Origin of the sequence: Kytococcus sedentarius, from assembly GCF_041937525.1 — a bacterium.
In the GTDB taxonomy this organism is placed as follows: domain Bacteria; phylum Actinomycetota; class Actinomycetes; order Actinomycetales; family Dermatophilaceae; genus Kytococcus; species Kytococcus sedentarius_A.
Map to the genome: position 1 here is coordinate 1,705,529 of NZ_CP169391.1, position 23,446 is coordinate 1,728,974.

Sequence of the window (23,446 nt, forward strand, 5' to 3'; positions counted from 1 at the left end):
CGACTCAGAAGCGGTCGTTGTCGCGGCCGTCCAGGCCACGGTCGTTGTCACGACCACCGAACAGACCACCGTTGTCGCGGCCGTCACGGACCTCGTCGTCCAGGCCCTCGATGTCCACGCGCTCACGGCGCAGGCGCTCGGTGACCTGGCGGTTCTCGGTGACGACCTTCTTGTTCAGTCCGATCTCCTCGACGGCGAAGATCTCCTTGGAGATGACCGGGTGCTCCTCGACCAGCGTGATCTCCAGCTCGTCATCGCTGAAGTCCCAGTCGCCGATGGCCTGGCCGTCGGTGATGTCGCGGCGCTCGATCTCCACGGACTCGCGCTCGAGCGGCACGGAGATGGTCTCCTCCTCCTCGACGACGTACTTCTTGAGGCGGACGGCACCGGTCTCGCGGCGCTCCTTGCCGACGTTGAGCCGCTCCTCGTGACGGGTCACGGAGGTGCGCTCGCCGTCGACGGCCTCGCCACGGTCGCGGCCGAGGCCCATGCCACGGTCACGGTCGTAGTCCGCGGCACGGTCGCGGTCGACGTCGGTGCCGGCGGCGGCGGTGGGCACGGCGGTGGTGGCGTCGGCACCGCGGTCGCCGCCGAAGAAGCCGGCGCGCTGGTCGGTGTCGGCGGCCGCGGCGCGGTCACGCTCCACGTCCAGCGCGGTGTCGTCGCCGTACTGACGGTCGTAGTCGGCCTTGGCGTCGGTGTCACGGGCGGCGTAGCCAGCCGCACCGGCGGCGCCAGCGGTGCCGGCGGCGGCGGTGTCGCCAGCGTCCCAGCGACCGAAGTCACCACGGTCCTCGCCCTCCACCGGGGCGGCGTCCACACGACCATCCTGACGGTCCACCGGGCCGGTGGTGTCGGTGGCCGCGTTGTCACCGTCGAACTGCACGCCGTAGTAGCGGTACAGCTCCACCTCGTGCTCGGCGTCGAGGTGCTGGCCGGCCTCGATCTGCGGGGCGTCCTTCACCTTGTCCTTGGTGTAGGGAACGGCAAGCCCGCCATCAGCGATGGTGGCGTCGTCGAGCGGCACGAAGCTGTCGCCGCTGAACATCCCGGTGTTGACCGTGGCCCACGCCGGCTGACCGGTCTGGTCGTCCAGGTAGATGTCGCTGATGGACCCGATCTTCTCGTTGTCGGTCCCGAACAGGTCACCGCCACGCAGGTCCTGCAGCTGCTCCTTGCTGATCATTGCTGTTCTCCTTCGGGCCCGGCACGCGAGCCATGTCGGTCACAGGTCTCCCGCCCGGAGGAACCGGGGGGTTCACGCCCACATTATTTGCGAAAGGTTCCCCAGCCAACCGCATTTGTGTGACCTATGTCACAGGCGACGCCGTGGGGGTCTCCCCCCGGCTGCCACGATGGACTCCTGAGCGGCGGCCGTCGAGCCCACGGTGAGCGTCTCGGAGGCCGGCACCGACCGCTTCACGACCGCCAGACCGATCGGCCCCAGCTCGTGGTGACGACCCACGCTGGTGAGCCGCCCCACCACCCTTCCCGACTCCGGCTCGCCGGGCACCGCACCGTTGCGCACCTCGGATCCGGCCACGGGGAGCTCGTGGCCGGATCCGTCCAGGTGGAGGAAGACCAGCCGGCGTGGGGGCTGCCCCAGGTTCTGCACCCGCGCCACCGTCTCCTGGCCGCGGTAACAGCCCTTCTGCAGGTGCACGGCCGTCCGCAGCCAGTCGAGCTCATGCGGGATCGAGCGGTCGTCCACCTCAGCCACCGAGGGCCGCCAGGCCGCGATGCGCAGGGCCTCCCACGCCCACCACCCTGCCAGCGGGCGGTCCCCCACCCACTCCTCCAGCTGCTCGGCGGGCAGCACCACCTCGCGCCAGGCCCACCCCTCACCGGGGTGGTGCTCCAGGTCGTCGGCGGTGCGCACGGCCGTGGTGCCCACCGGGCCGGGCCAGGGGTCCACCCAGACCGGCGGCTCCCCCGGCAGCCCGGGGGCCGCGTGGGGCTCCCCGAGCACGCGGAGGTCCCCGCTCCGGTCGGCGACCTCGACCCGCAGCATGAAGCGCATGGAGTCCAGGAAGGCGGCCACCGGGGCGGCATGCCCAGGGTCGGTGGTGATCCAGGTGGTGCTGCCGTCGTCCACGAGGTGCAGCACGTGCTCGATCCGTCCCTGGGGCGTGAGCACCATCGCCTCGGCGGACTGCCCGGGAACCAGGTCACCGACCTGCTGGGTGAGCAGGCTGTGAAGCCAGCTCAGGCGGTCGGGCCCCGAGACGGACACCACCCCGCGGTCGCCCAGGTCCACCACAGCCAGGCCCTCCTCGAGGAGCCGCTGCTCCCGCAGCGGATCACCGTGGTGCAACGCGATGCGCGAGTGCATGCGCACGGCACCGGGTCGCCGGGAGAGCGGCGTGGCCGCCTCCTGCTGCGATGCGTCGTGGTCCTGCGGGGTACCGGTCGGGGCGTCAGTCACCCCGGGGGAACGCACCACGACGGCCGGGGCATTCCACCTGACCCTCCGGCAGACCGACCAGCCACACGACTCCCACCCGAGTCCCAGCCGGTTCCCACCCGGGGGGCCGTAGTCTGGCCAGCATGAGCGAGCGTCGCCACGATCCTTCCCTGGACACCGCCCGCCCCGAGGGGGGGTCCAGCGCCCGGGCCACGGGCTCCAGTCCGGCCGGCACCGCCGAGCGGCGGCGCGGCCTGCGGGGACCCTGGCGCTGGGGCTGTGGCCTGCTGGCCATCCTGGTCGCCCTCCCGCTGGCCCTCGCCGCGATCTGGTTCTTCAACCTGAACAGCACGCTGAAGGACAACATCGTCCAGGAGGCACTGCTGCCCGACGAGGTGGACGAGAACCACACCCCGGACGTCCCCCGCGACGTGGACACCGACGGCGACGGCAAGGGCGACCTCAACATCGACACCGACGGGGACGGCAAGCCGGACCTCAACCTGGACACCGACCGCGACGGCAAGGCCGACTACCGCGTGGACGCCGACGGGGACGGCAAGGTCGACCCCACGAAGGGCACCGAGGGCAAGGGCGGTGACGACGAGGACGGCGACGGCCGCGCCGACGGCGACCGGAACCTCGACGGCGTGGTGGACGAGAAGGACGACGCGGCCGACGACGACGAGTCCCAGGCGGCCCCCTCCCCCGACGAGGACGGCTCCGCCGACGACCCGGCACCGGGTGCGGACGGCGCGCGCAACATCCTGCTGATCGGTGAGGACGGCGTCGGCGCCCCGTACCGCTCCGACGTGATGATCCTGGCCCACCTGAACGCCTCCGGGGACGAGGCCACGCTCATCCACTTCCCCCGTGACCTGTACGTGCCGATCCCGGGCTACGGGCACAACAAGCTGAACGCCGCCTACGCGATCGGTGGACCGCAGCTGCTCACCCGCACCTTCCAGGGAATGCTCGACGTGAAGATCGACGACGTGGCCATCACCGACTTCGAGAACTTCAAGGCGGTCACCAACGAGCTGGGCGGCGTGACGGTCACCAACCCGCAGGCCTCGCCGGAGTTCCCGAAGGGCTCGGTGCAGTTGGAGGACGGCGACGAGGCACTGCGCTTCGTCCGCGAGCGCAAGACGCTGGGCCAGGGCGACATCGGCCGCGGCGAACGCCAGATGGCCTTCCTGCAGGGCCTGGTGGACAAGGCCATGAGCCCCTCGGTGGCCAGCAACCCGAGCCGGCTCTCGGGCATGGTCGATGCGGGAACGCGGGGTGTGCGCGTGAGCGGCGGACTGAGCGTGGGCGAGATCCGCTCGATGACCTTCGACTTCGTGCGCGGCGGCAAGGGCGGCCTCGACTACCGGACCGCCCCGTGGGTGGGCCCGGGATGGAGCCCCGGAGGAGCCAGCATCGTGGTGGTGGACTGGCCGGGCATGCGCGCCCTCGGCGATTCCCTGCGCAACGGCTCGCTCTGAGAAGGAACTGATCCACGCAGTGGGCCCCCGGGGACGTCCCCGGGGGCCCACTGCGTGCTCGGTGCTTCGTCAGCCCTCCACGCGCTTGAGCTGCGCCGACATGTGACTGGTCATGGGGTGGCCCTTGTAGGCCATGTCCATGACCCACATCAGGTCACCGTCCACCAGGCCGTACAGGCGCTTGGCCGCGGTGTACTCCTCGGCGCCCGCGGTGCGGAGGATGCCGTCGGTGGCCAGCTCGATGCTGGGACGCTCCGGGTGGCGGGCGCCGAAGTACTGCTCCACGTAGCCGGTCGGATGGGCCAGCAGGAGCACGAACTCGCCGTCCTCGCCCTCCGGGCGCCAGAAGCCGGACTCCACCGCGTAGGGCGTGCCGGGACGGCCGTCCTCGTCGAGCAGCCAGGTGCGACTGGTCCAGGTGATGAACTCGCGCCCGTCGTGGGTGGCGATGAGCTCCTGGCCGAACTGGCCGGACTCGCGGTCGGGGTAGCCCACCACGCCGGCGCCCTCCCACCGGCCGAGCATCCAGGCCAGCGGGGCGAGGCGGGGGGACATGTCTGCATCGATGTGGAAGACCATGGTGCTCCTGGGATCGGGAGGTGTGGGGAGGTTCGGGGTGCGGCGGGGCGGTCAGCCGAGGTGCGGACTCACCATCGCGAACAGGCCCGTCACGATACCGGCCAACGACGCGCTGACCACGCCCACGACGACACCCCCGGTCACGCCGCTGCGCACCGCCGGGAGGCGGAGCAGCACCAGGCGGGCGGCCTGCGAGATGGTGGGTGCCAGCACCGCCACGAGACCCAGGATCAGGCTGCGCGTGGTGGAGACGTCGTCCCGCACCAGCCACCAGGTGCCGGCAGCGGCCAGGCCCACCAGGGCCCCCGCCGCCCACGCGAGGAAGCGCTGCCGGGGCGCGAGCGAGTCCACCAGTGCCGTGGCCGCGAGGCCGGCGGCCGCGGTCAGACCGGCCGCCGGGGTGGCCCAGCTCCACAGGAATCCGGCCGTGATCACCAGGACGGCGAACACCTCGGCCGTGAGCACGTCCACCACGCGGGGGCGGCCATCGCTGCGCCACACCTGGTGGGCGAGCGACGCCCAGACGCCGCCAGCCACCGGGAGGGCCCACCAGACCGACAGCGCGAAGGGTTCGTCGTCGACGTGGCTCACCACGGCCGCCACCACGCCGAGGGCCACCACGACCCCCAGCACCAACCGGGTGCCGCGGGGCGAGGGGAGGTCGAGCACCCGCCCCCACCCCAGCGCGACGATGGCGCCCGCCACGGTGGCCGCGGCGGTGGCGGCCAGTGGCCCGGCGGCCCATCCGGCCAGCGCCAGGACGACGGCGCTCAGGGCGGCGGCCCGGGCAGCCGCACGCTGGCCCCGGAAGGACGTGGGAGCGGCGGACCCGCGGCGGGCACCCGCCGACGAGGGGCCGTGGCTCGGCATGCGCTACCTCCTGTGGCCGTGCTGCTCACGGCCGGGACGTGGGGTCGTTGCCAGTAAACTACGGCAATGCCGCGCGTCGTCCTGATCCACCGCGGACCCCCGCCCGCGCTGGACTCCCCGGCGCTCGAGGCGATGGCGCTCCTGGACTGGGCGGTGGACCCCCTGGGGGCGGGACCCGGGCCCGTGCACCCGCCGCGCCGCCCCGGTGAACCACCCCCCGTGCTGGTGGTGGACGCACGGGACCAGCTGGCGACCCACCGCGAGCTCGCGCGGGAGCTGGCCTCCACCCATCCCGACTGCGCCCGGCTGGTGGTGCTCCGCCCGGAGGACCTCGCCGCATGGACCAGCCGCTGGGAGGCCGATGACCTGCTGCTCTCGACCGCAGGCCCCGGTGAGGTGACCGCGCGGGTCCGCGTGGCCGCCCAACGAGCCGCCGTCCGGCGCGGCACCGATGAGGGGAGCGCCGGACCGGGTGCGCCGCCCGCCGAGGACGCTGACCGCATCGACCTCGGTGAGCTGGTGATCCACCGCGACAGCTGGTCGGCGCGCCTCCGGGGCAGGACCCTGGACCTGACCTTCCGGGAGTTCGAGCTGTTGGCCCACCTGGCCGCCCACCCCGGGCGCGTGTTCACGCGCGAGGAGCTGCTGGACGACCTGTGGGAGGGCACCCGGCTCAGCGGGACGCGGACGGTGGACGTCCACGTGCGACGGCTGCGGTCCAAGCTGGGTCCCGAGCACGAGGGACTCATCGCCACGGTCCGGAACGTCGGCTACCGCATGGAGGCACGGGGCTGAGGGGCCGTGGTGGAATGTGCAGATGTCCCCGGACCTGACGCACCGCTCCCCCGAGGAGCTCACCGATGAGGACTCCCGCGCGATCGGCGAGCTCGCGCGCCGCGCCGGGCGCGCCGACGGGGTCGACCCCCTGAACGAGGAGTCCCTGCTCGCGCTGCGCCACCGCACCCCCGGCCGCACCCACGTGCTGGCCACCGAGGGTGACCGGCTGGTGGGCTACGGCACGCTCGCCCACGGGTCCGCCGAGGTGGTGACGGACCCCGAGCACCGCAAGGCGGGCCTCGGAGGACGCCTGCTCGACGCGCTGCTGGAGGAGGACCCCGAGCTGCTGCTCTGGGCCCACGGCGACATGGACGGCGGGCGCCGGCTCGCCGCATCGCGCGGGATGGTCCCCCGCCGCCCCCTGTGGCGCATGGAGCGCCCCGTGGCCGGTGAGTTCTCCGAGCTGCCGCCGGTGGAGCTGCCCGAGGGCATCTCGGTACGGCCCTTCGTGGCCGGACAGGACGACGAGGACTGGCTGCGGGTGAACTCGCGGGCCTTCGCCGACCACGCCGAGCAGGGACGCATGAGCGCCGCCGACCTCACCGCCCGCACCGAAGAGGACTGGTTCGACCCGGCCGGCTTCCTGCTGCTGGTGGACGACACCCGGGACGGCGAGGTCATCGGCTTCCACTGGACCAAGGTCGACGCACTGCCCGTGGGCGAGGTCTACGTGGTGGGCGTGGACCCCGCGCGGCAGGGCGAGGGCCTGGGCCGGGCCGCCACCCTGGTGGGCCTGCACCACCTGGCCGACCGCGGCGTGGAGACGGTGGAGCTCTACGTGGACGGGGACAACCAGGCCGCCGTGAGCACCTACCGTCGGCTGGGTTTCGAGCGCGCCGCGGTGGACGTGCAGTACGGCCCGCCGGCCTGACCCCCACCGGGTCGTACCGGCACCTCGTCCGGGACCGCCTGCGGGCCCCGCCACCGGTGACCACCACCGGCAGGCGCCGATAGGCTGGTGACATGGACTCCTCGGCGACCACGGCAGCGACGCGCGGGGGTCACTCCTCCGCCCCCGAAGGCACCGGGAACGGTGACCGAGCGCCCCGCCCCGGGGCCCACATCATCCAGCCCCCTCAGCCCCGTCGACCCCGTGATGCGGGGGGCCGCTTCGTGCGCTCGACGGAGGCGACCTCCGGCGACGCGCTGCCCGCCGACCGCTTCCTCGAGCGCGAGACCAGCTGGCTGCAGTTCAACGAGCGGGTGCTCGAGCTGGCCGCCGACCCCGCTGTGCCGCTGCTGGAGCGCGCCCGCTTCCTGGCCATCTTCGCCAGCAACCTCGACGAGTTCTTCATGGTCCGTGTGGCCGGGCTCAAGCGCCGGATCGCCACCGGTCTGGCGGTGCGCTCCGCATCGGGCCAGGAGCCACAGGAGGTGCTGAGCATGGTGGGCCGCAGCGCCCACGCGCTCATGACCGAGCAGTCGCGGCTCTACAGCGACGAGATCATGCCCGCACTGGCCGCCGAGGGCATCCACGTGGTGCGCTGGAAGGACCTCGAGGAGGCCGAGCGCGACGCCTTCGAGGAGTTCTTCGTCCGCGACGTCTACCCGGTGCTCACACCGCTGGCCGTGGACCCGGCGCACCCCTTCCCCTACATCTCCGGACTCTCGCTCAACCTGGCCGTCACCCTGGCCGACCCCCGGACCTTCGGCGAGCACTTCGCCCGGGTGAAGGTGCCGCCGGCCCTGCCGCGGCTGCTGCGCGTCTCGCACGTGCTCGGCACCGACGAGAGCGACGAGCAGATCCAGGAGTCCGAGCGCGGCATCCGCTTCCTCCCCATCGAGGACGTCATTGCCGCCCACCTCTCGATGCTGTTCCCCGGCATGGAGATCAAGCAGACCTTCACCTTCCGCGTGACCCGCAACGAGGACCTGGAGGTGGAGGAGGACGAGGCCGAGAACCTGCTCACCGCCCTGGAGCGCGAGCTGACCCGGCGCCGCTTCGGGCCCGCCGTGCGCCTCGAGGTGGAGGAGGAGATGACCGACGAGGTGCGCGCCATCCTGCAGCGCGAGCTCGACGTCACCTCCCACGAGGTGTACGTGCTGCCGGCCCCGCTGGACCTGCGCAGCATGAACACGGTGGCCGACCTGCGCCTCTCGGACCTGCGCTGGCCCGCCTTCCGCACGCACACCCACCCGGCCCTGGCGCCCGTGGAACGCTCCGCCGAGGCCGACGTGCTGGGCACCATGCGGGAGCGCGACGTGCTGCTGCACCACCCCTACGACTCGTTCAGCACCTCGGTGCAGCGCTTCCTGGAGCAGGCCGCCGCGGACCCGCACGTCCTGGCCATCAAGCAGACGCTCTACCGCACCAGCGGTGACTCCCCCATCATCCGCGCCCTCATCGAGGCCGCGGAGTCGGGCAAGCAGGTGCTGGCCGTGGTGGAGATCAAGGCCCGGTTCGACGAGGAGAACAACATCACTTGGGCCCGTCAGCTGGAGCGCGCGGGCGTGCACGTGGTCTACGGGCAGATCGGGCTCAAGACGCACGCCAAGCTGTGCCTGGTGGTGCGTCAGGAGGCCGGTGGGCTGCGACGCTACGTGCACATCGGCACCGGCAACTACAACCCCAAGACGGCCCGCCTCTACGAGGACCTCGGGCTGCTCTCCACCGACCCACAGGTGACCGAGGACGTCACGCGACTGTTCAACCAGCTCTCCGGCATGGCGCCCCGCAGCACCTTCCAACGCCTGCTGGTGGCGCCGCGTTCGGTGCGCAGCGGGCTGGTGCAGCTCATGGACGAGCAGGCGGCGCGGGCCCGCAAGGGGCACCCGGCACGTATCCGCATCAAGGCCAACAGCATCGTGGACGAGGCGTTCATCGATGCCTGTTACCGCGCCTCGCAGGCCGGCGTGCAGGTGGACGTGTGGGTCCGCGGGATCTGCGCCCTGCGCCCGGGCGTGCCGGGCCTGAGCGAGAACATCCGCGTCCGTTCCGTGCTCGGCCGGTTCCTGGAGCACAGCCGGGTGGTGGTCGTGGGGGTACCCGGCGATGCGACCAACCCGCTGCGCGCCCTCATCGGGTCGGCGGACATGATGCACCGCAACCTGGACCGGCGGGTGGAGGCCATGGTGGAGCTGCGCGACACCGCCCAGGTGCGCCACCTCGACGAGCTGTTCGAGCTCGCGTTCTCCCCCGACGTGGCCAGCTGGCACCTGGACGCCGAGGGCGTGTGGACGCGGCACCACCTCGACGAGTCCGGGGAGCCGCTCAGGGACATTCAGTTCGCGATCGAGAAGGACTACGGCCAGCGCCGCCGGAAGGGACGTCGTCGATGAGTTCGGAGCACGTGGTCGAGGCCGCCGGGGCGGTGCCCTGGCGGCGCCGCAAGGGACGCCTCCAGGTGGCCCTCGTCCACCGCCCCCACTACGACGACTGGAGCTGGCCGAAGGGGAAGGTGGACCCCGGCGAGCTCATGCCGCAGACCGCGGCGCGGGAGACCGCGGAGGAGGCCTCGCTGGTGGTCCGGCTGGGCATGCCGCTGCCGACCGCCGAGTACCGCATGCCCAACGGCAACCTCAAGCGGGTGCGCTACTGGGCCGCCCAGGTGGTGGACTCACTCGGCGCCCTGGAGCACGAGATCGACGAGGTGGCCTGGCTGACCCCCGCGCAGGCCCGGGAGCGACTCACCTACGCCCACGACCGGGAGCAGCTGGACCGCCTGGTGGAGCTGGACGACCAGGGGATGCTGGACACCCGGGCCGTGGTGGTGCTGCGCCACGCCCTGGCCATGCGGCGCGAGGACTGGGACGGCGTGGACACCGAGCGCCCGCTGGTGCCGGAGGGCTTCGACCGGTCGAAGGCCCTGGCCCCCTCGCTGCAGGCCTTCGGGGTGGACCGCATCGTCTCCTCCCCCTCGGCGCGCTGCAGCGACACCGTGGCCCCCTTCGCGGCCATCGCCGCCCTGAAGCCGCGCCTGAAGGCCGGCCTCTCGGAGGAGGGGCACAAGAACGCACCGCACAAGGCCGCCAAGCACGTGGCCAAGGCGCTGGGCACCAGCCGCAGCACGGTGCTCTGCTCCCACCGTCCGGTCCTGCCGGCCATTCTGCGGGCCATGGCTGACCGGACGCTCCCCGGCTCCCGGGCCGAGCGCACGGTGCTGCAGCTGGCCCGGGAGGGCATGACCAAGGGCGAGTTCGTGGTGCTGCACGTCACCGGCCAGGGCGAGTCGAGCAAGGTGCTGGCCAGCGAGACCTGGTGAGCCGCGCCTCAGCGCGGTGAGTGGTGGAACTGCTGGGCGGCCTCCAGGCCGTGGTGCAGGAGGCGCTCCACCGCATCGGCCCCGTCCCCGAGCAGGAAGGGCAGTTCGGCGCGCTCCGTGGAGGAGAAGTCCCGCAGCACGAAGTCGGCCACGTCCATCCGCCCCGGGGGACGGCCGATGCCGAGGCGCACCCGGTGGTAGTCCTGGGTGCCCAGGGACTTGGTGATCGACCGCAGACCGTTGTGGCCCCCCTCGCCGCCGCCCTTCTTGAGGCGCACGGCCCCGAAGTCGATGTCGAGCTCGTCGTGCAGCACCACCAGGTGGTCGAGCTCGATGCCGTGGTACTTCATGAGTCCGCTGACGGGCCCCCCGCTGAGGTTCATGAAGTCCAACGGGGTCGCGAGGACCACACGCGGGCCGGGACGCCCGCCGGGCAGGGTGCCCAGTCGGGTCTCGGCGCTGACGGCGCGGGCCTGGCGGGCGGCGGAGAGCCGCACCCCCGCGGCGGCGGCCACCTCCGCCACCACCATGGCGCCCACGTTGTGGCGGTTCCCGGCATAGCGCGGGCCGGGGTTGCCCAGGCCCACCACCAGCCACGGGCCCTCGTCGATCTCCATCGGTCCACTCCTTCGTCGGGTCTGTCAGCGGCCCCGGCCTGCCGGTCGTGCCCGGCCGGCCCGGCGGCGCGCAGGGCGCGCCCGCACACGGGCGCGGGGCCCCACCATGGTGGCAGGGCCCCGCGCCGGGCACTGGGTGCAGTGCGCCGCACGACCGCGGCGCGCTGGGATCACTCGGACTTCTCGTCCTCGCCCTCGGCGTCGTCGCCACCCTCGGCAGCCTCGTCGCCCTCGGCGGCCTCGGCGGCCTCCTCGTCGGACTCGTCCTGCTCGATGCCGGCCTCGGCCTCGGCCTCGGCGAGCTCGGCCTCCAGGGCCTCCTCGGAGATGGCCTCGGAGACGTTGACGATGGTCTCCTCGGCGTCGGTGACGAGCTCCACGCCGGCGGGCAGCTCCAGGTCACCGGCGTGCACCAGGGTGCCGGCCTCGGCGCCCTCCACGGACACGGTGATGTACTCGGGGATGTCCAGCACCGGGGCGTTGACGGTAACGGTGGAGGTGGGCACCGAGACGACGGTCTCCGGGCCGGCCTCACCCTCGACGTGGATGGCCACGTCGACGGCGACCTTCTCGTTGCGGTCCACGATCACGAAGTCGACGTGCTCGATGATCGGCTTGATCGGGTCGCGCTGCACGTCCTTGGCCAGCACCAGGCGGTCCTCGCCGGAGCCCCAGGTCAGGGTCATCAGGGCGTTGGTGTTGCGCAGGGCGATGAAGGCCTCGTGACCCGGCAGGATCACGTGGAAGGGGCCCTCGCCGTGGCCGTAGACGACGGCGGGGATGCCGCCCTCGCGGCGGGCCTGGCGGGCAGCGCCCTTGCCGAAGGTGGTGCGCTCGGTGCAGGTGAGCTTGATGGTCTTGCTGGCCATGGGTGTCTCCTCGGGTCTTCTCTGGTGTGCTCGAAGGTGGCGAGGGCCGCGAGAAGAACCCGCCCCGGTGGAGATCCGCTGGAGCGCTTCCTTGTCGCCGCGTCGATCACGGGCGCGCCCGCATCATGGATGCCGACCGCCCCTCGCCGAAGCTCAGGTGGGCAGCAGTGTAGACCGCAGGCGCCGCCGGACCGAAATCCGGCGGCGCCTGCGAGGACGGGATGTCGGGCTGTCAGGCCCGTCCGTCGAACATGCTCGTGACCGAGCCGTCCTCGAAGACCTCCCGGATGGCGCGGCCCAGGAGCGGGGCGATCGACAGGACGGTGAGGTTCTCGAACTGGCGGTCCTCGGCGATGGGCAGGGTGTCGGTGAGGATCACCTCGCGCGCCACCGAGTCCCGCAGCCGCTCGGAGGCGGGGCCGGAGAGGATGCCGTGGGTGGCGGCGATGATGACGCCCTTCGCCCCCTGGGCCATGATCGCGTCCGCGGCCTTGCAGATGGTGCCGCCGGAGTCGATCATGTCGTCCACGAGCACGCACATGCGGCCCTCCACGTCACCGATGACGCGGTTGGCCACCGACTCGTTGGGGCGCGTGATGTCACGGGTCTTGTGGATGAAGGCCAGCGGTCGGTTGCCCAGGCGCTCGGCCCACTGCTCGGCCACCTTGATGCGGCCGGCGTCCGGGGAGACCACCACGAGGTCCTCGGAGCCGTATTTGTCGTTCACGTAGTCGGCCAGGATGGGCATGGCCATCAGGTGGTCCACCGGCCCGTCGAAGAAGCCCTGGATCTGCGCGGTGTGCAGGTCCACCGCCATCAGACGGTCGGCGCCGGCGGTCTTGAACAGGTCGGCCACCAGGCGGGCCGAGATGGGCTCGCGGCCACGGTGCTTCTTGTCCTGTCGGGCATACCCGTAGAAGGGCAGCACCACGGTGATGCGCTTGGCGGAGGCCCGCTTCAGCGCGTCGACCATGATCAGGTGCTCCATCAGCCAGGTGTTGATGGGCGCGGTGTGGGCCTGGATGACGAATGCGTCGCACCCGCGGACCGACTCGTTGTACCGGACGTACAGCTCGCCGTTGGCGAACTCGTAGGCCTCGGTGGGCACCACCTGGGAGCCGAGGTTGTCGGCGATGGCAGTGGCCAGTTCGGGGTGGGCCCGGCCGGAGAAGACCATGAGGTTCTTCTCCGTGGTCCGCTGGATGGCCAGCGGCGTGTCCTGCTCCGCCTCGTTCACCCGGGCGTCCCGGTCCTGGTCACTCATGCGCGAATCTCCCTCGGCTCGGTCACACGGAACAGTTTCTCAGGCCTCCGAGGAGCGCTCGCGCGCGACCTCGTCGGCGGCCTGGGCGGCGGCGGTGCCGGCCCGCTTCTCCTGCACCCAGCCCTCGATGTTCTTCTGCGGTGCCACGGTGATGGCCAACGCCCCGGCCGGGACGTCCTTGCGCACCACCGTGCCCGCACCCGTGTAGGCACCGTCACCCACGGTGACGGGGGCGATGAACATCGTGTCCGACCCGGTGCGGCAGTGGCTCCCGATGCGGGTGCGCGACTTGGTGACGCCGTCGTAGTTCACGAACACGCTGGAGGCTCCGATGTTGCTGTGGTCGCCGATCTCCGCATCGCCGACGTAGGTCAGGTGGGGCACCTTGGTGCCCTCGCCGATGGAGGAGTTCTTGGTCTCCACGAACGTGCCGATCTTGGCGTCACGGCCCAGCTCGGTGTTCGGACGCAGGTAGGCGAACGGCCCCACGCTCGCGCCCTCGCCGACGACGGACAGCTCGCCGTGGGTGCGCACCACGGTGGCTCCACGCCCGACCTCCACGTCGGTGAGCGTGGTGTCCGGGCCCAGCACCACGTCATCGCCGATGGTGCAGGCACCCAGGAGCTGCGTGTTCGGGCGGATCACGACGTCGCGGCCCAGCGTGACGTCCACGTCGATCCAGGTGGTGGCGGGGTCCACCACGGTGACACCCTCCATCTGCCAGTGGCGCACGGTGCGGCGGTTGAGCTCGGCGCCCAGCTCCGAGAGCTGCGCCCGGTTGTTGACGCCCTCGGTCTGCAGGGTGTCGGTGATGACGTGGGCGGCCACGGTGCCGCCCGCATCGCGAGAGAGACCCAGCACGTCGGTGAGGTACTTCTCGCCCTGGGTGTTGTTCGTGCCCAGCTGCGGCAGGAACTCGCGCAGGACCGCGGCGTCGAAGGCCCAGATGCCGGAGTTGATCTCGCGCACGTCGACCACGTCCGCGTCCTCGCCGCCGGCCTCGCGGGCAGCCAGGGCGTCCTTGTGCTCCATGACCTTGAGCACCGAGCCGTCGGTGTCGCGGACGATGCGGCCGTAACCCGTCGGGTCCTCGAGCTCGGCCGTGATGACGGTGACGGCCGCCCCCGCGGACTCGTGGGCGGCGGTCAGGTCGGTGAGGGTCTGCGCCGTGAGCAGCGGCACGTCCCCCATCGTGACGATGACGGTGCCGGTCAGGTCCTCCGGCAGCACCGACAGGCCCGCCTCCGCAGCACGACCCGTGCCCTTCACCTCATCCTGGTCGGCGATCAGCGCGGCAGGGTCGACCTCGGCCACGTGCGCGGCCACCCGCTCCCGCTCGTGGCGCACCACGACGGACAGGTGCTGCGGCCCGGCCTGGCGCGCCGCGTGCAGCGCGTGCCCCAACAGGGTCCGCCCACCGATGGGGTGCAGGACCTTGGGGAGGGTCGACTTCATGCGCGTGCCCTCACCGGCGGCGAGGACGATGACGGCGGCGGGCTGTGCAGTGCTCAACGGGGCTCCAGCGATTGAGGGGGTGCGGGCCACGCACGCCGACGGCCGCCGGCGTCCGTGCATCGTCTCCGACTCTACTGCGTGTCGCGGGCGGTCCACCCCGGCGCGCGAAGGCTCCCCGGGTAGGAATCGAACCTACGTCCCTAGTCCTGATTCAAAGTCAGGCGGCCCCTACCAGCAGAGCAACCGGGGAACGCCCCCATCGGGGCCGGGCCAGCCTACGCCGCCGACGAGGTCAGCCGGATGCGGGCCGGTCGCCGCGGTGGTCCAGACCGTCGTCGTGCCGCTCCTGCAGAGCGCGCTCGCTCTCCGCGGCACGGCGGGAGCTGCGGAACATCAGGAAGACCAGCAGCACCACGGCGGCGAGCAGCAGCAGGAAGGTGCCACCGGCCAGCACCGCGGCCATTGGGTTGTCGAAGAGGCGCCCCATGGTGATCCCTCAGACCGCTGCGGTGTGGAAGAAGGTGGTGCGGCGCGTGAAGCGGCTCTGGGCATCCAGCAGGTAGAAGTCGGCGAAACGCACCGAGGCGGCGCTGCCGTCCTTCAACGTGCCCTCGAAGCGGCCGTGGACCGCCACCTGGCCCCCCTCCTCGTCGGCGACGACCATGTCGAGCACGTGCTCACCCGAGGCGATCACGCGGTCACCGGTGTAGAAGGCGCGCAGGGCGTCGTGACCCACGAAGGGCTCGTAACCGGGGCGCTCGTAGGTGGCATCCGGAGTGAACAGCCCGATGAGGGTGTCCACGTCATCGGCGTCCACGGCGACGTAGTAGGCGCGGACGGCGGCCTCGTGCGGACCGGAGCCGGGGGCGGTGGCGGAGTCGGTGGAGTCCATGGCCCCACCGTACGCCGCGGTCCCGCGTGTCAGCCGGCCTCCCCTGTGGCGTGGGGCCAGTTCTCTCGACCTCGAGAATCTCGGCGGGCGTAGGCTGCGGGCATGGACAGCACCCCCTCGACCCCGGCCCCGGACAGCGGCGGCCGCGACGAGGTGGATGCCGTGCTCGCCGCCTGGGAGCGCGAGCGGCCCGACCTGGACCTCGCCCCGCTGGCCGTGTTCTCGCGCGTGTCCCGCCTCGCGCGGCTGCTCGACATCGCCCGCCGCGAGGCCTTCGGCGCCGGCGGCCTGGAGCCCTGGGAGTTCGACGTGCTCTCCGCCCTGCGGCGGGCCGGTGAGCCGTACGAGCTGTCGCCGGGGGCGCTCGTGGCCCAGACGCTGGTCACGAGCGGGACGATGACGAACCGCATCGATCGGCTGACGGCGCGCGGCCACGTGGAGAGGACCCGCTCGGCCACCGACCGACGCGGCGTCATCGTGCGCCTCACCCCTTCGGGGAAGACGGCCGTCGACGGCGCCATGGAGGTGCTGCTCACCCACGAGCGCGAGCTGCTGGTCGGGGTGGCCCCTCACGACCGTGAGCACCTGGCGGCCACGTTGCGCCAGGTGCTCACGGGTCTCGAGGGCTGAGGCTCAGCGGACCTTGGGGAAGTCCTGCGAGGGGGCGCTCTCCCCATCGTCCACGGCGTCCTTGGCGGACAGGACGATGTTGCGGTCCGGCGTGCCGACCACGGACTCGTCCTTCATCGGGTAGTCCACCTGCGAGAGCACCACGCGCATGGCCTCCAGGCGGGCGCGCTTCTTGTCGTTGCTGCGGATCACCGTCCACGGGGCGTCACCAGTGTTGGTGTAGAAGAACATCGCCTCCTTGGCCTCCGTGTAGGCCTCCCACTTGTCCAGCGAGGCGACGTCGGTGGGGCTCAGCTTCCAGTGGCGCACCGGGTCGGTGTGGCGCTTGGTGAACCGGACGGCCTGCTCGGCGCGGCCCACGGAGAACCAGAACTTGAAGAGCTTGATGCCGGAGTTCACCAGCATGCGCTCGAACTCGGGAGCCGAGCGCATGAACTCCTGGTACTCGGCGGGCGTGCAGTAGCCCATCACGCGCTCCACGCCGGCGCGGTTGTACCAGGAGCGGTCGAAGAAGACGATCTCGCCACCGCTGGGCAGGTGGGGGACGTAACGCTGGAAGTACCACTGGGTCGCCTCGCGCTCGGTGGGCTTCTCCAGCGCCACCACGCGCGCGCCACGGGGGTTGAGGTGCTCGGTGAAGCGCTTGATGGAGCCACCCTTGCCGGCGGCGTCGCGCCCCTCGAAGAGGATGGCGATCTTGTCGCCGTTGCGCTTGATGTGGTGCTGCATCTTCAGCAGCTCGATCTGCAGGTCGTGCTTGGTGGCCTCGTACTCGGCGCGCTTCATCTTGGTGTCGTACGGGTAGCCGTGCTTCCAGGCGTTGCCGTCCACCGGGGTGCCGCGCGCGGCCAGCCGCTCGTGCAGCGCCTGGAGCTCCTTGGCGATCTCCGGGTCAGGCTGCCGCGGGTTCATCCCGGGGGTCTGCTCGATCGGGGTGCTGGTGGCCATGTTGCTCCTGGGGTGGTGCACAGTGCATGGGGCCGTCCCGTGACGGGTTCACCTGCGCGGGGTCCCATTCTACGACGTGGCGTCGTTTCCGTGGGGGACGGCGAGGCACACCTCATCCGGGGGCTGGCCCGGCGTGCGGACCCGACGCGGCCCCTTGTGTCCGGCCCCTATCCCCGCGCCAGACTCACTCCACCGCGCCACAGCACGGTGGAGTGAGTCCCGCCCGGTCAGGCGCTGGCGCGCACCTCCGCAGCAGCCGCGCGGCCGGCAGCGATCATGTCCTCACGGCTCACGACCTTCACACGCTCCCGCTCGCTGGCCTCACCCAGCGCCATCTCGTGGGCGTCCAGACGCTCCCACTCGTCGAAGAGCGTCAGGTCCACGCCCCGCTCGCGCAGCTGCTCCAGCATCGCGTCCGGGGAACCCGGTGCCACGGGCAGCGACTCGAGGTCGGCCACCAGGCACTCGATGGTCTCCTTGGCGTCGGACTTGGTGTGCCCGATGAGGCCCACCGGCCCACGCTTGATCCACCCGGTGACGTACGCGGCCTCCTTGGGCGCGCCGTCCTCCAGCACGCGCCCGGCATCGTTCGGGATCACGCCGGCACGGTGGTCGAAGGGCAGCCCCGGCAGCGGAGTGCTCAGGTAGCCCACGGCGCGGTACACGGCCTGCACGTCCCAGTCGCGGAACTCGCCGGTGCCGCTGACGGTGCCGTCGCCGTTGTACTCCATGACCTCGGTGCGCAGACCGGTCACCGAGCCCTCACCGAGCACCTCCACCGGCGCCTGCATGAGGTGCAGGTGGATGCGGTGCGGCGCCCCGGTGGGCTCCTTCTCCAGGTACTTCAGCAGGGTGTCCACGACCAGCTTGGTGGACTTGGCGGCCTGGATGGCCTCCTGCCCCGCGTCGTCGATCTCGAAGCCCTCCTCGGTCATCACCACGTCCACACTGGGGCTGTGGGAGAGCTCGCGGAACTCCATGGGCGAGAACTTCAGGTGCGCCGGGCCGCGGCGGGCGAAGACGTGGATGTCCTTGGCGCGGTTGGCCTTCAGCCCCTGGTAGACGTTCTCCGGGATCTCGGTGGTCAGCTGCTCGTCGGCCGGCTTGGCCAGCATGCGCGCCACGTCCAGGGCCACGTTGCCCGCACCCACCACGGCCACGGACTCGGCCTCCAGCGGCCACTCACGCGGCACGTCGGGGTGCCCGTCGTACCAGCTCACGAAGTCGGCGGCACCGAAGGAGCCCTCCTTGTCGATGCCGGGGATGTCCAGCGGGCGGTCCCCCATGGCGCCGGTGGCGAAGATGACCGCCTCGTAGTTCTCCCGCAGCTGCTCGAAGGTCACGTCCGTGCCGAAGTCGACGTTGCCGATGAACCGGATCTGGTCACCCGCCAGCACCCGCTTGAGGGCCTTGACGATCTCCTTGATGCGGGGGTGGTCCGGGGCCACGCCGTAGCGGACCAGGCCGTACGGGGCGGGCAGGCGGTCGTAGACGTCGACGGTGGCCTGCTCGAGCTCCTTGGTGAGGATGTCCGCGGCGTAGATACCCGCCGGGCCGGCGCCGATGACAGCAACACGCACAGGACGCATGGTGACCTTTCGATGGGGTGCACGCGGGCTCGCGCAGAGGGCGGGAGCCCGAAGTGGGCAAGGTCAACCTTACCAACCCTCGATGGGGTGGAGCCCACCCACGGGGTCACTTCGTCGGGGGCGCCCCCTCGTAGTAGGCCAGGGTCCAGTAGGTGTCGTCCTCCAGCTCGATGGTGAGCGTGCGATCGGTGGATGCCAGGGGCGTGTCCACGATGGCGCCGCAGTGGAACACCACGGAGTGGCCCGTGCCGGTGATCAGCCTCCCGGTGCCCTTGCCACCGCAGGTCACCACCACACCGTCCGCCCCCTGGGGAGCCTGGTCCGAGTAGGCCGCGGCGCCACTCATGGCACCCACCACCCCTCGCGTGGCCCGGCCCTCGTCCGTGACGCCCGGCTCGATCCCAGCGGCCATGGCCTGGACCCGCTTCTCGGTCTCCTCCCAGTCGCTCGGCGGCTCAGGCGCGGGGGGCCTCTCCTCCTCCGGCCCGGCGGGGGTGACGCGGATCGTCGGCTCGGCTGCCACCTCGGAGGAGGCCGCCGACTCGGGAGGCGTCTCAGCGCTCGTCGTCCCGCCCGACGTGCTGGGCGCGCTCGACGCACTGGACACGCTCGACGACGTGCCGGAGCCGGACGGCCCGGCCGACTCCTGATCAGCGCCGTTCCCTCCGGTGCAGGCGGCACAGCCCAACAGCGCCGCGCCCAGAAGGGCGGCGCGAACCACAGGTGACGTGCTCATGGTGTGGAACCCCTCTTCGGGAGCCGAGAACCGGCTCGACCAGTGAAGGCTTGAGCATCCCCCGCGGCGGGCCCCGGCGCGATCCCCGCGCCGACATCTTAGGCAAACCGTGACCTTTCCCGCCACGCGCCCGACCGCCGGCTCAGCCGAGCTGCTCGGCGGCCTCCAGCCACTCGGCCTCGGCCGCGTCGTGCTGCGCGCGCAGATCCCGCTCGGTGGCGGTGAGCTCGGCCAACCGCTCGGGGTCCGTCGCCGCCTCGGCCATCTGCGCGTGCACCTTCTCGGCCTGGGCGGTCAGCTTCTCCATCTGCTTCTCCGCCCGGGCCATCGCCTTGGTCAGCTGCCGTTCCTCCGCCGGGCTCAGTCCCGATGCCGGACCGCCCGATGCCGGACCGCCCGCCCCGCCGCTGCCCGAACCACCCGCACCCGCCGAACCACCCGCACCCGCCGCACCCGCGGAGCTCCCCGCATCGGCCAGGTCACGACCCCCACGGCCGGTGCCCACCCCTGCCGCGCGACGCTCCCGGCGCAGCTCGAGGTACTGCTCCACCCCGCCGGGCAGGTCACGGATGCGGCCGTCGCCCAGCAGCGCCACCTGCCGGTTGGCCATGCGCTCCAGCAGGTACCGGTCGTGGCTCACCACCAGCAGGGTGCCGGCCCAGCCGTCGAGCACGTCCTCCATGGAGGTCAGCGTCTCGATGTCCAGGTCGTTGGTGGGCTCGTCCAGCATCAGCACGTTCGGCTCGTCCAGCAGCAGCCGCACGAACTGCAGCCGCCGCCGCTCCCCGCCGGACAGGTCCGAGACCCGGCTCTGCTGCCGCGGCCCGGAGAAGCCCATCCGCTTGGCCAGCGAGCTCGCGGAGATCTCCTTGCCGTCCAGCACCGTGAAGGACCGCACGTCGGTGATCGCGTCGATGACGGTCATCCCCGCCACCTCGTCGAGCTCCCGCAGGTCCTGGCTGAGGATGGCCGGCTGCACCGTGCGCCCCACCTTCAGCTTGCCGCCGGCCAGGGGCACGCGCTCCAGCAGCACGCGCAACAAGGTGGACTTGCCCGCGCCGTTCACCCCGACGATGCCGTAGCGGTCGCCCGGGCCGAGGCGCCAGGTCACCCCATCGAGGAGGGTGGTGCGCTCCTCCCCCTCCCCCACGGCGACGGTGGCGTTCACGAGGTCGTAGACGTCCTTGCCCAGCCGGGTGGTCGCGAAGCGCGCCAGCTGCACGTCGTCGCGGGGCTCGGGCTCCCCGGCAATGAGGGCGTCGGCGGCCTCGATGCGGAACTTCGGCTTGCTGGTGCGGGCCGGGGCGCCGCGACGCAGCCACGCGAGCTCCTTGCGCAGGATGTTCTGGCGGCGCTCCTCGGTGGCCCGCTCCACCCGCGCCCGCTCCGCCCGGGCCTGCACGAACGCGGCGTAACCCCCCTCGTACTGGTGGACCTGCCCCTCGACGACCTCCCAGGTCTGCTCCACCACCGCATCGAGGAACCAACGGTCGTGGGTGACGACGACCAGCGCGGAGCCGGGCCGACGGCGCCCCTGCAGGTGCTCGGCCAGCCACGCCACGCCCTCGACGTCGAGGTGGTTGGTGGGCTCGTCCAGCAGGAGCACGTCCGGGTCGGCCACCAGGAGCGCGGCCAGCGCCATGCGCCGGCGTTCCCCGCCGGACATGCCGGCCACCGGGGCGCCCAGACCGCCCAGGCCCTCGGCATCGAGCCCGCCGAGCAGGCCGTTGAGGATGCCGCGGATGCGGGCGTCGGCCGCCCACTCGTGCTCCTCCAGACCCGGCAGCACGACGTCACGGACCGTGGCCCCCGCGGCGAAGTCGTCCTGCTGGCGGAGGCGGCCGATGGTGGCCCCCCGCGAGCGCACGACCCGGCCGGAGTCAACCGCGAGCTCCCCCGAGAGGGCACGCAGCAGGCTGGACTTGCCCCCGCCGTTGCGGCCGACCACGCCGATGCGGTCGCCGTCGTTCAGGCCGAGCGACACGTCATCGAGGAGCACCTGCGTGCCCACCACGAGGTGGAGGGACTCGGCGTTGACGAGGTTGGCGCGCGGGGAGGGGGGATTCACGGTGGGTCACCCTACGGGGCGGTGCCGGGCACGGGGCGGGCCCGGGGCTGGCTCATGCCTCCGTGGACACCACGCGCGCACCCGGTGCGGGCCCGGAGGTGACGAACACCTCAACCTCCGGCCGCAGCGCCGCCATGCCCACGGAGATGTCGATGGCGTGGTCGTGGCTCGCCGCCAGCAGCGCGATGGTGGGCCCCGAACCCGACACGATGCCGGCGAGCGCCCCCACGTCCGCGCCGGCGGCCAGGGTGTCGCGCAGTCCCGGCTGCAGCTCCACGGCGGCGGCCTGCAGGTCGTTCTCCAGGTGCTGGCCCACCTCGACGGCGTCGCCGCTGCGCAGGGCCTGCAGCAGGTCCTCCGGCGGCTCGGGCACCTCCTCCCACGCCGGGAGCGTCTCCGGGGTCGGCATCTGGTCCCACCCGCTCAGGCGGTCGAACGTGCGGTAGACCTCGGGCGTGCTCAGGCCCTGGTCGCTGACGCAGAAGACCCAGTGCAGCTGCCCCTGGGCGAGCACCGTGGACAGCTCGTCGCCGCGCCCCACGCCCAGCGCGTTGCCGCCCAGCAGGGCGAAGGGCACGTCCGCACCGAGCTCCTCGGCGATGGCGCTGAGGTCACCCGGCATGAGCTCGTTGCCCCACACCGTGTTGGCGGCCAGCAGGGCCCCGGCGGCGTCGGCCGAGCCCCCAGCCATGCCCCCGGCCACGGGGATGTTCTTCTCGATGCTGATCGCCACCGGCAGCGGGGTGCGCACCCCGCAGGTCTGCCGGTAGTAGTCCCGCAGCAGCTCCACCGCACGCCAGGCGAGGTTGGTGTGGTCGGTGGGAACGCCCTCGGCGAACCGGCCGGTCACCTCCAGGGAAAAGCGACGCGCCCGCCGCACCGTCACCTCATCGGTCAGGTCGACGGCGTGGAAGACGGTGGCCAGCGGGTGGTACCCGTTGTCGAGCTTCGGGGCACCCACACGCAGCGCGAGGTTCACCTTGGCCGGGACACGGACGGTGGCGATGCGGGGGGCCGGCTCAGCGGTCATGGCCTCACCCTATGGGCAGGCCAGCCGGCGCGCTCAGGTGCTGCCTCAGCCCTTTCGAGCAGCAGCGATCGCGGCGAACGCCTCGATGTCGAGTGCCTCGCCCCGCGTGCGGGGGTCGATGCCGGCGGCCACCAGCGCCTCTTCGGCGGCCTGCGGGGAGCCCGCCCATCCAGCCAACGCCGCGCGCAGCGTCTTGCGCCGCTGGGCGAAGGCGGCATCGATGCAGGCGAAGACGTCCTCGCGGCGGACCCCGAGCGCCGCCTCGTCACGGGGCTGCACGTCGATGCGGACGAGGCCCGAGTCGACGTTCGGGGCCGGCCAGAACACGTTGCGCCCGATGCGGCCGGCCAGGCGCGTGGGGCCGTACCAGGCGCACTTCACACTCGGCACCCCGTAGACCTTCGACCCCGGGGCGGCCGCCATGCGCTCGGCCACCTCGAGCTGCACCATGACCAGCACGGTGCGCAGGCTCGGGAAGCGCTCCAACAGGGTGAGCACCACAGGCACGGCCACGTTGTACGGCAGGTTGGCCACGAGCGCGGTGGGGGCCGGACCGGGCAGCTCGGTCACCTGGAGCGCGTCGGAGTGCACCACGTCGAGCCGGTCGGCGTGGTCGGGCGCCAGCGCCTGCACGGTCTCGGGCAGCGCCTGAGCCAGGCGCGGGTCGATCTCCACCACGGTGAGGTGCTCCACCACCGGCAGCAGCGCCAGCGTCAGCGAGCCCAGCCCGGGCCCGACCTCGACGACCGCCTCACCCGGCCCCACCCCGGAGGCCCGCACGATGCGGCGGACGGTCCCCTTGTCGATCACGAAGTTCTGCCCCCACTGCTTGGTGGGGCTCACGCCGAGCCGGTCGGCCAGCTCCCGGATCTGCGCCGGACCGAGCAGGCCGGCGTCCGGGGCCTCGGTGGCACGGGGGGCAGGGTCCTGGTCGGGGGTCACGGGCGCCATTGTGCCCCGCATCGGGGA

23 protein-coding genes and 1 tRNA gene are annotated in these 23,446 nt (G+C 72.2%); 7 read left to right on the forward strand and 17 right to left on the reverse strand.

Going from position 1 to position 23,446, the window contains the following annotated elements:
• Positions 1-4: 4 nt before the first annotated feature.
• Together ACEY2A_RS07850 and ACEY2A_RS07855 are read right to left on the reverse strand one after the other, a co-directional pair.
• A complete protein-coding gene (locus ACEY2A_RS07850) occupies positions 5-1,186 on the reverse strand; it encodes a DUF2382 domain-containing protein (RefSeq protein ID WP_374928046.1) in 1,182 nt (393 codons plus the stop codon).
• 129 nt (positions 1,187-1,315) lie between these two features.
• Positions 1,316-2,425, reverse strand: a complete 1,110-nt coding sequence (locus ACEY2A_RS07855; protein ID WP_374928047.1) for a YgfZ/GcvT domain-containing protein — start codon at positions 2,423-2,425, stop codon at positions 1,316-1,318.
• 122 nt (positions 2,426-2,547) lie between these two features.
• On the opposite strand from ACEY2A_RS07855, the gene ACEY2A_RS07860 reads away from it, so the two are divergent.
• Positions 2,548-3,891: an LCP family protein gene (locus ACEY2A_RS07860; protein WP_374928048.1), complete on the forward strand. Its 1,344-nt coding sequence runs from the start codon at positions 2,548-2,550 to the stop codon at positions 3,889-3,891.
• A gap of 69 nt (positions 3,892-3,960) precedes the next feature.
• On the opposite strand, the gene ACEY2A_RS07865 is transcribed toward ACEY2A_RS07860, so the two are convergent.
• Complete coding sequence (locus tag ACEY2A_RS07865; protein ID WP_374928049.1) at positions 3,961-4,470, reverse strand: FABP family protein; 510 nt, start codon at positions 4,468-4,470, stop codon at positions 3,961-3,963.
• A gap of 51 nt (positions 4,471-4,521) precedes the next feature.
• Positions 4,522-5,340: a hypothetical protein gene (locus ACEY2A_RS07870; RefSeq protein ID WP_374928050.1), complete on the reverse strand. Its 819-nt coding sequence runs from the start codon at positions 5,338-5,340 to the stop codon at positions 4,522-4,524.
• A gap of 66 nt (positions 5,341-5,406) precedes the next feature.
• Between ACEY2A_RS07870 and ACEY2A_RS07875 the strand changes: the two genes are divergently transcribed.
• The 4 genes from ACEY2A_RS07875 to ACEY2A_RS07890 all read left to right on the forward strand — a co-directional run bounded on the left by ACEY2A_RS07875 (position 5,407) and on the right by ACEY2A_RS07890 (position 10,379).
• Positions 5,407-6,135 carry a winged helix-turn-helix domain-containing protein gene (locus tag ACEY2A_RS07875; protein WP_374928051.1) on the forward strand — a complete coding sequence of 243 codons (729 nt, stop codon included), beginning with the start codon at positions 5,407-5,409 and terminating at the stop codon, positions 6,133-6,135.
• A 22-nt stretch (positions 6,136-6,157) separates the two neighbouring features.
• Positions 6,158-7,048, forward strand: coding sequence for a mycothiol synthase (mshD, locus tag ACEY2A_RS07880; protein ID WP_374928052.1), 891 nt, complete (start codon positions 6,158-6,160; stop codon positions 7,046-7,048).
• A gap of 92 nt (positions 7,049-7,140) precedes the next feature.
• Positions 7,141-9,456, forward strand: coding sequence for an RNA degradosome polyphosphate kinase (locus tag ACEY2A_RS07885; protein WP_374928053.1), 2,316 nt, complete (start codon positions 7,141-7,143; stop codon positions 9,454-9,456).
• Entirely contained in the window at positions 9,453-10,379 is a 927-nt protein-coding gene (locus tag ACEY2A_RS07890; protein WP_374928054.1) for an NUDIX domain-containing protein, read from the forward strand. The genes ACEY2A_RS07885 and ACEY2A_RS07890 overlap by 4 nt, the downstream gene beginning before the upstream one ends.
• An 8-nt stretch (positions 10,380-10,387) precedes the next feature.
• Here ACEY2A_RS07890 and pth read toward each other — a convergent pair whose 3' ends face one another.
• From pth to ACEY2A_RS07925, 7 genes are all read right to left on the reverse strand, one after another.
• Positions 10,388-10,996, reverse strand: a complete 609-nt coding sequence (pth, locus tag ACEY2A_RS07895; protein ID WP_374928055.1) for an aminoacyl-tRNA hydrolase — start codon at positions 10,994-10,996, stop codon at positions 10,388-10,390.
• A 170-nt stretch (positions 10,997-11,166) separates the two neighbouring features.
• The gene (locus tag ACEY2A_RS07900; RefSeq protein ID WP_374928056.1) at positions 11,167-11,865 is read right to left on the reverse strand and encodes a 50S ribosomal protein L25/general stress protein Ctc; all 699 of its coding nucleotides are present in this window, start codon (positions 11,863-11,865) and stop codon (positions 11,167-11,169) included.
• Between the two features lie 232 nt (positions 11,866-12,097).
• Positions 12,098-13,129 (reverse strand): ribose-phosphate diphosphokinase, encoded by a 1,032-nt coding sequence (locus tag ACEY2A_RS07905; RefSeq protein ID WP_374928057.1) that lies wholly within the window; start codon positions 13,127-13,129, stop codon positions 12,098-12,100.
• A 39-nt stretch (positions 13,130-13,168) separates the two neighbouring features.
• A complete protein-coding gene (glmU, locus tag ACEY2A_RS07910; RefSeq protein ID WP_374928058.1) occupies positions 13,169-14,641 on the reverse strand; it encodes a bifunctional UDP-N-acetylglucosamine diphosphorylase/glucosamine-1-phosphate N-acetyltransferase GlmU in 1,473 nt (490 codons plus the stop codon).
• Between the two features lie 114 nt (positions 14,642-14,755).
• Positions 14,756-14,834, reverse strand: a tRNA-Gln gene (locus ACEY2A_RS07915).
• A gap of 42 nt (positions 14,835-14,876) precedes the next feature.
• Positions 14,877-15,071, reverse strand: a complete 195-nt coding sequence (locus ACEY2A_RS07920) for a hypothetical protein (protein ID WP_374928059.1) — start codon at positions 15,069-15,071, stop codon at positions 14,877-14,879.
• A gap of 9 nt (positions 15,072-15,080) precedes the next feature.
• Positions 15,081-15,476 (reverse strand): nuclear transport factor 2 family protein, encoded by a 396-nt coding sequence (locus ACEY2A_RS07925; RefSeq protein ID WP_374928060.1) that lies wholly within the window; start codon positions 15,474-15,476, stop codon positions 15,081-15,083.
• A gap of 102 nt (positions 15,477-15,578) precedes the next feature.
• On the opposite strand from ACEY2A_RS07925, the gene ACEY2A_RS07930 reads away from it, so the two are divergent.
• A complete protein-coding gene (locus ACEY2A_RS07930; protein WP_374928061.1) occupies positions 15,579-16,106 on the forward strand; it encodes a MarR family winged helix-turn-helix transcriptional regulator in 528 nt (175 codons plus the stop codon).
• A gap of 3 nt (positions 16,107-16,109) precedes the next feature.
• Here ACEY2A_RS07930 and ppk2 read toward each other — a convergent pair whose 3' ends face one another.
• The 3 genes from ppk2 to ACEY2A_RS07945 all read right to left on the reverse strand — a co-directional run bounded on the left by ppk2 (position 16,110) and on the right by ACEY2A_RS07945 (position 19,055).
• Positions 16,110-17,054, reverse strand: coding sequence for a polyphosphate kinase 2 (ppk2, locus tag ACEY2A_RS07935; protein WP_374928062.1), 945 nt, complete (start codon positions 17,052-17,054; stop codon positions 16,110-16,112).
• Positions 17,055-17,281: 227 nt separating this feature from the next.
• Entirely contained in the window at positions 17,282-18,643 is a 1,362-nt protein-coding gene (locus tag ACEY2A_RS07940; protein WP_374928063.1) for an FAD-dependent oxidoreductase, read from the reverse strand.
• A gap of 106 nt (positions 18,644-18,749) precedes the next feature.
• Positions 18,750-19,055 carry a hypothetical protein gene (locus ACEY2A_RS07945; RefSeq protein WP_374928064.1) on the reverse strand — a complete coding sequence of 102 codons (306 nt, stop codon included), beginning with the start codon at positions 19,053-19,055 and terminating at the stop codon, positions 18,750-18,752.
• Here ACEY2A_RS07945 and ACEY2A_RS07950 point away from each other — a divergent pair.
• Complete coding sequence (locus ACEY2A_RS07950) at positions 19,054-19,293, forward strand: hypothetical protein (protein ID WP_374928065.1); 240 nt, start codon at positions 19,054-19,056, stop codon at positions 19,291-19,293. The two genes, ACEY2A_RS07945 and ACEY2A_RS07950, sit on opposite strands and share 2 nt — an antisense overlap.
• Before the next feature lie 228 nt (positions 19,294-19,521).
• Here ACEY2A_RS07950 and ACEY2A_RS07955 read toward each other — a convergent pair whose 3' ends face one another.
• From ACEY2A_RS07955 to rsmA, 3 genes are read right to left on the reverse strand one after another with little or no spacing between them, the layout of a single operon-like run.
• Entirely contained in the window at positions 19,522-21,447 is a 1,926-nt protein-coding gene (locus ACEY2A_RS07955; protein ID WP_374928066.1) for an ABC-F family ATP-binding cassette domain-containing protein, read from the reverse strand.
• Between the two features lie 52 nt (positions 21,448-21,499).
• On the reverse strand, positions 21,500-22,477 hold the full coding sequence (locus ACEY2A_RS07960; RefSeq protein ID WP_374928067.1) for a 4-(cytidine 5'-diphospho)-2-C-methyl-D-erythritol kinase: 978 nt from the start codon (positions 22,475-22,477) through the stop codon (positions 21,500-21,502).
• A gap of 45 nt (positions 22,478-22,522) precedes the next feature.
• Positions 22,523-23,428, reverse strand: a complete 906-nt coding sequence (rsmA, locus tag ACEY2A_RS07965) for a 16S rRNA (adenine(1518)-N(6)/adenine(1519)-N(6))-dimethyltransferase RsmA (RefSeq protein WP_374928068.1) — start codon at positions 23,426-23,428, stop codon at positions 22,523-22,525.
• Positions 23,429-23,446 lie beyond the last annotated feature (18 nt).

Excerpts from the sequence above, each read along its gene's own strand:
- ACEY2A_RS07850 (WP_374928046.1), bottom strand. The coding sequence starts at position 1,186 with ATGATCAGCAAGGAGCAGCTGCAGGACCTGCGTGGCGGTGACCTGTTC.
- ACEY2A_RS07860 (WP_374928048.1), top strand. The coding sequence starts at position 2,548 with ATGAGCGAGCGTCGCCACGATCCTTCCCTGGACACCGCCCGCCCCGAG.
- ACEY2A_RS07865 (WP_374928049.1), bottom strand. The coding sequence starts at position 4,470 with ATGGTCTTCCACATCGATGCAGACATGTCCCCCCGCCTCGCCCCGCTG.
- ACEY2A_RS07870 (WP_374928050.1), bottom strand. The coding sequence starts at position 5,340 with ATGCCGAGCCACGGCCCCTCGTCGGCGGGTGCCCGCCGCGGGTCCGCC.
- ACEY2A_RS07875 (WP_374928051.1), top strand. The coding sequence starts at position 5,407 with ATGCCGCGCGTCGTCCTGATCCACCGCGGACCCCCGCCCGCGCTGGAC.
- mshD (WP_374928052.1), top strand. The coding sequence starts at position 6,158 with ATGTCCCCGGACCTGACGCACCGCTCCCCCGAGGAGCTCACCGATGAG.
- ACEY2A_RS07885 (WP_374928053.1), top strand. The coding sequence starts at position 7,141 with ATGGACTCCTCGGCGACCACGGCAGCGACGCGCGGGGGTCACTCCTCC.
- ACEY2A_RS07890 (WP_374928054.1), top strand. The coding sequence starts at position 9,453 with ATGAGTTCGGAGCACGTGGTCGAGGCCGCCGGGGCGGTGCCCTGGCGG.
- pth (WP_374928055.1), bottom strand. The coding sequence starts at position 10,996 with ATGGAGATCGACGAGGGCCCGTGGCTGGTGGTGGGCCTGGGCAACCCC.
- ACEY2A_RS07900 (WP_374928056.1), bottom strand. The coding sequence starts at position 11,865 with ATGGCCAGCAAGACCATCAAGCTCACCTGCACCGAGCGCACCACCTTC.
- ACEY2A_RS07905 (WP_374928057.1), bottom strand. The coding sequence starts at position 13,129 with ATGAGTGACCAGGACCGGGACGCCCGGGTGAACGAGGCGGAGCAGGAC.
- ACEY2A_RS07920 (WP_374928059.1), bottom strand. The coding sequence starts at position 15,071 with ATGGGGCGCCTCTTCGACAACCCAATGGCCGCGGTGCTGGCCGGTGGC.
- ACEY2A_RS07925 (WP_374928060.1), bottom strand. The coding sequence starts at position 15,476 with ATGGACTCCACCGACTCCGCCACCGCCCCCGGCTCCGGTCCGCACGAG.
- ACEY2A_RS07930 (WP_374928061.1), top strand. The coding sequence starts at position 15,579 with ATGGACAGCACCCCCTCGACCCCGGCCCCGGACAGCGGCGGCCGCGAC.
- ppk2 (WP_374928062.1), bottom strand. The coding sequence starts at position 17,054 with ATGGCCACCAGCACCCCGATCGAGCAGACCCCCGGGATGAACCCGCGG.
- ACEY2A_RS07940 (WP_374928063.1), bottom strand. The coding sequence starts at position 18,643 with ATGCGTCCTGTGCGTGTTGCTGTCATCGGCGCCGGCCCGGCGGGTATC.
- ACEY2A_RS07950 (WP_374928065.1), top strand. The coding sequence starts at position 19,054 with ATGGCCTGGACCCGCTTCTCGGTCTCCTCCCAGTCGCTCGGCGGCTCA.
- ACEY2A_RS07945 (WP_374928064.1), bottom strand. The coding sequence starts at position 19,055 with ATGGCCGCTGGGATCGAGCCGGGCGTCACGGACGAGGGCCGGGCCACG.
- ACEY2A_RS07960 (WP_374928067.1), bottom strand. The coding sequence starts at position 22,477 with ATGACCGCTGAGCCGGCCCCCCGCATCGCCACCGTCCGTGTCCCGGCC.
- rsmA (WP_374928068.1), bottom strand. The coding sequence starts at position 23,428 with ATGGCGCCCGTGACCCCCGACCAGGACCCTGCCCCCCGTGCCACCGAG.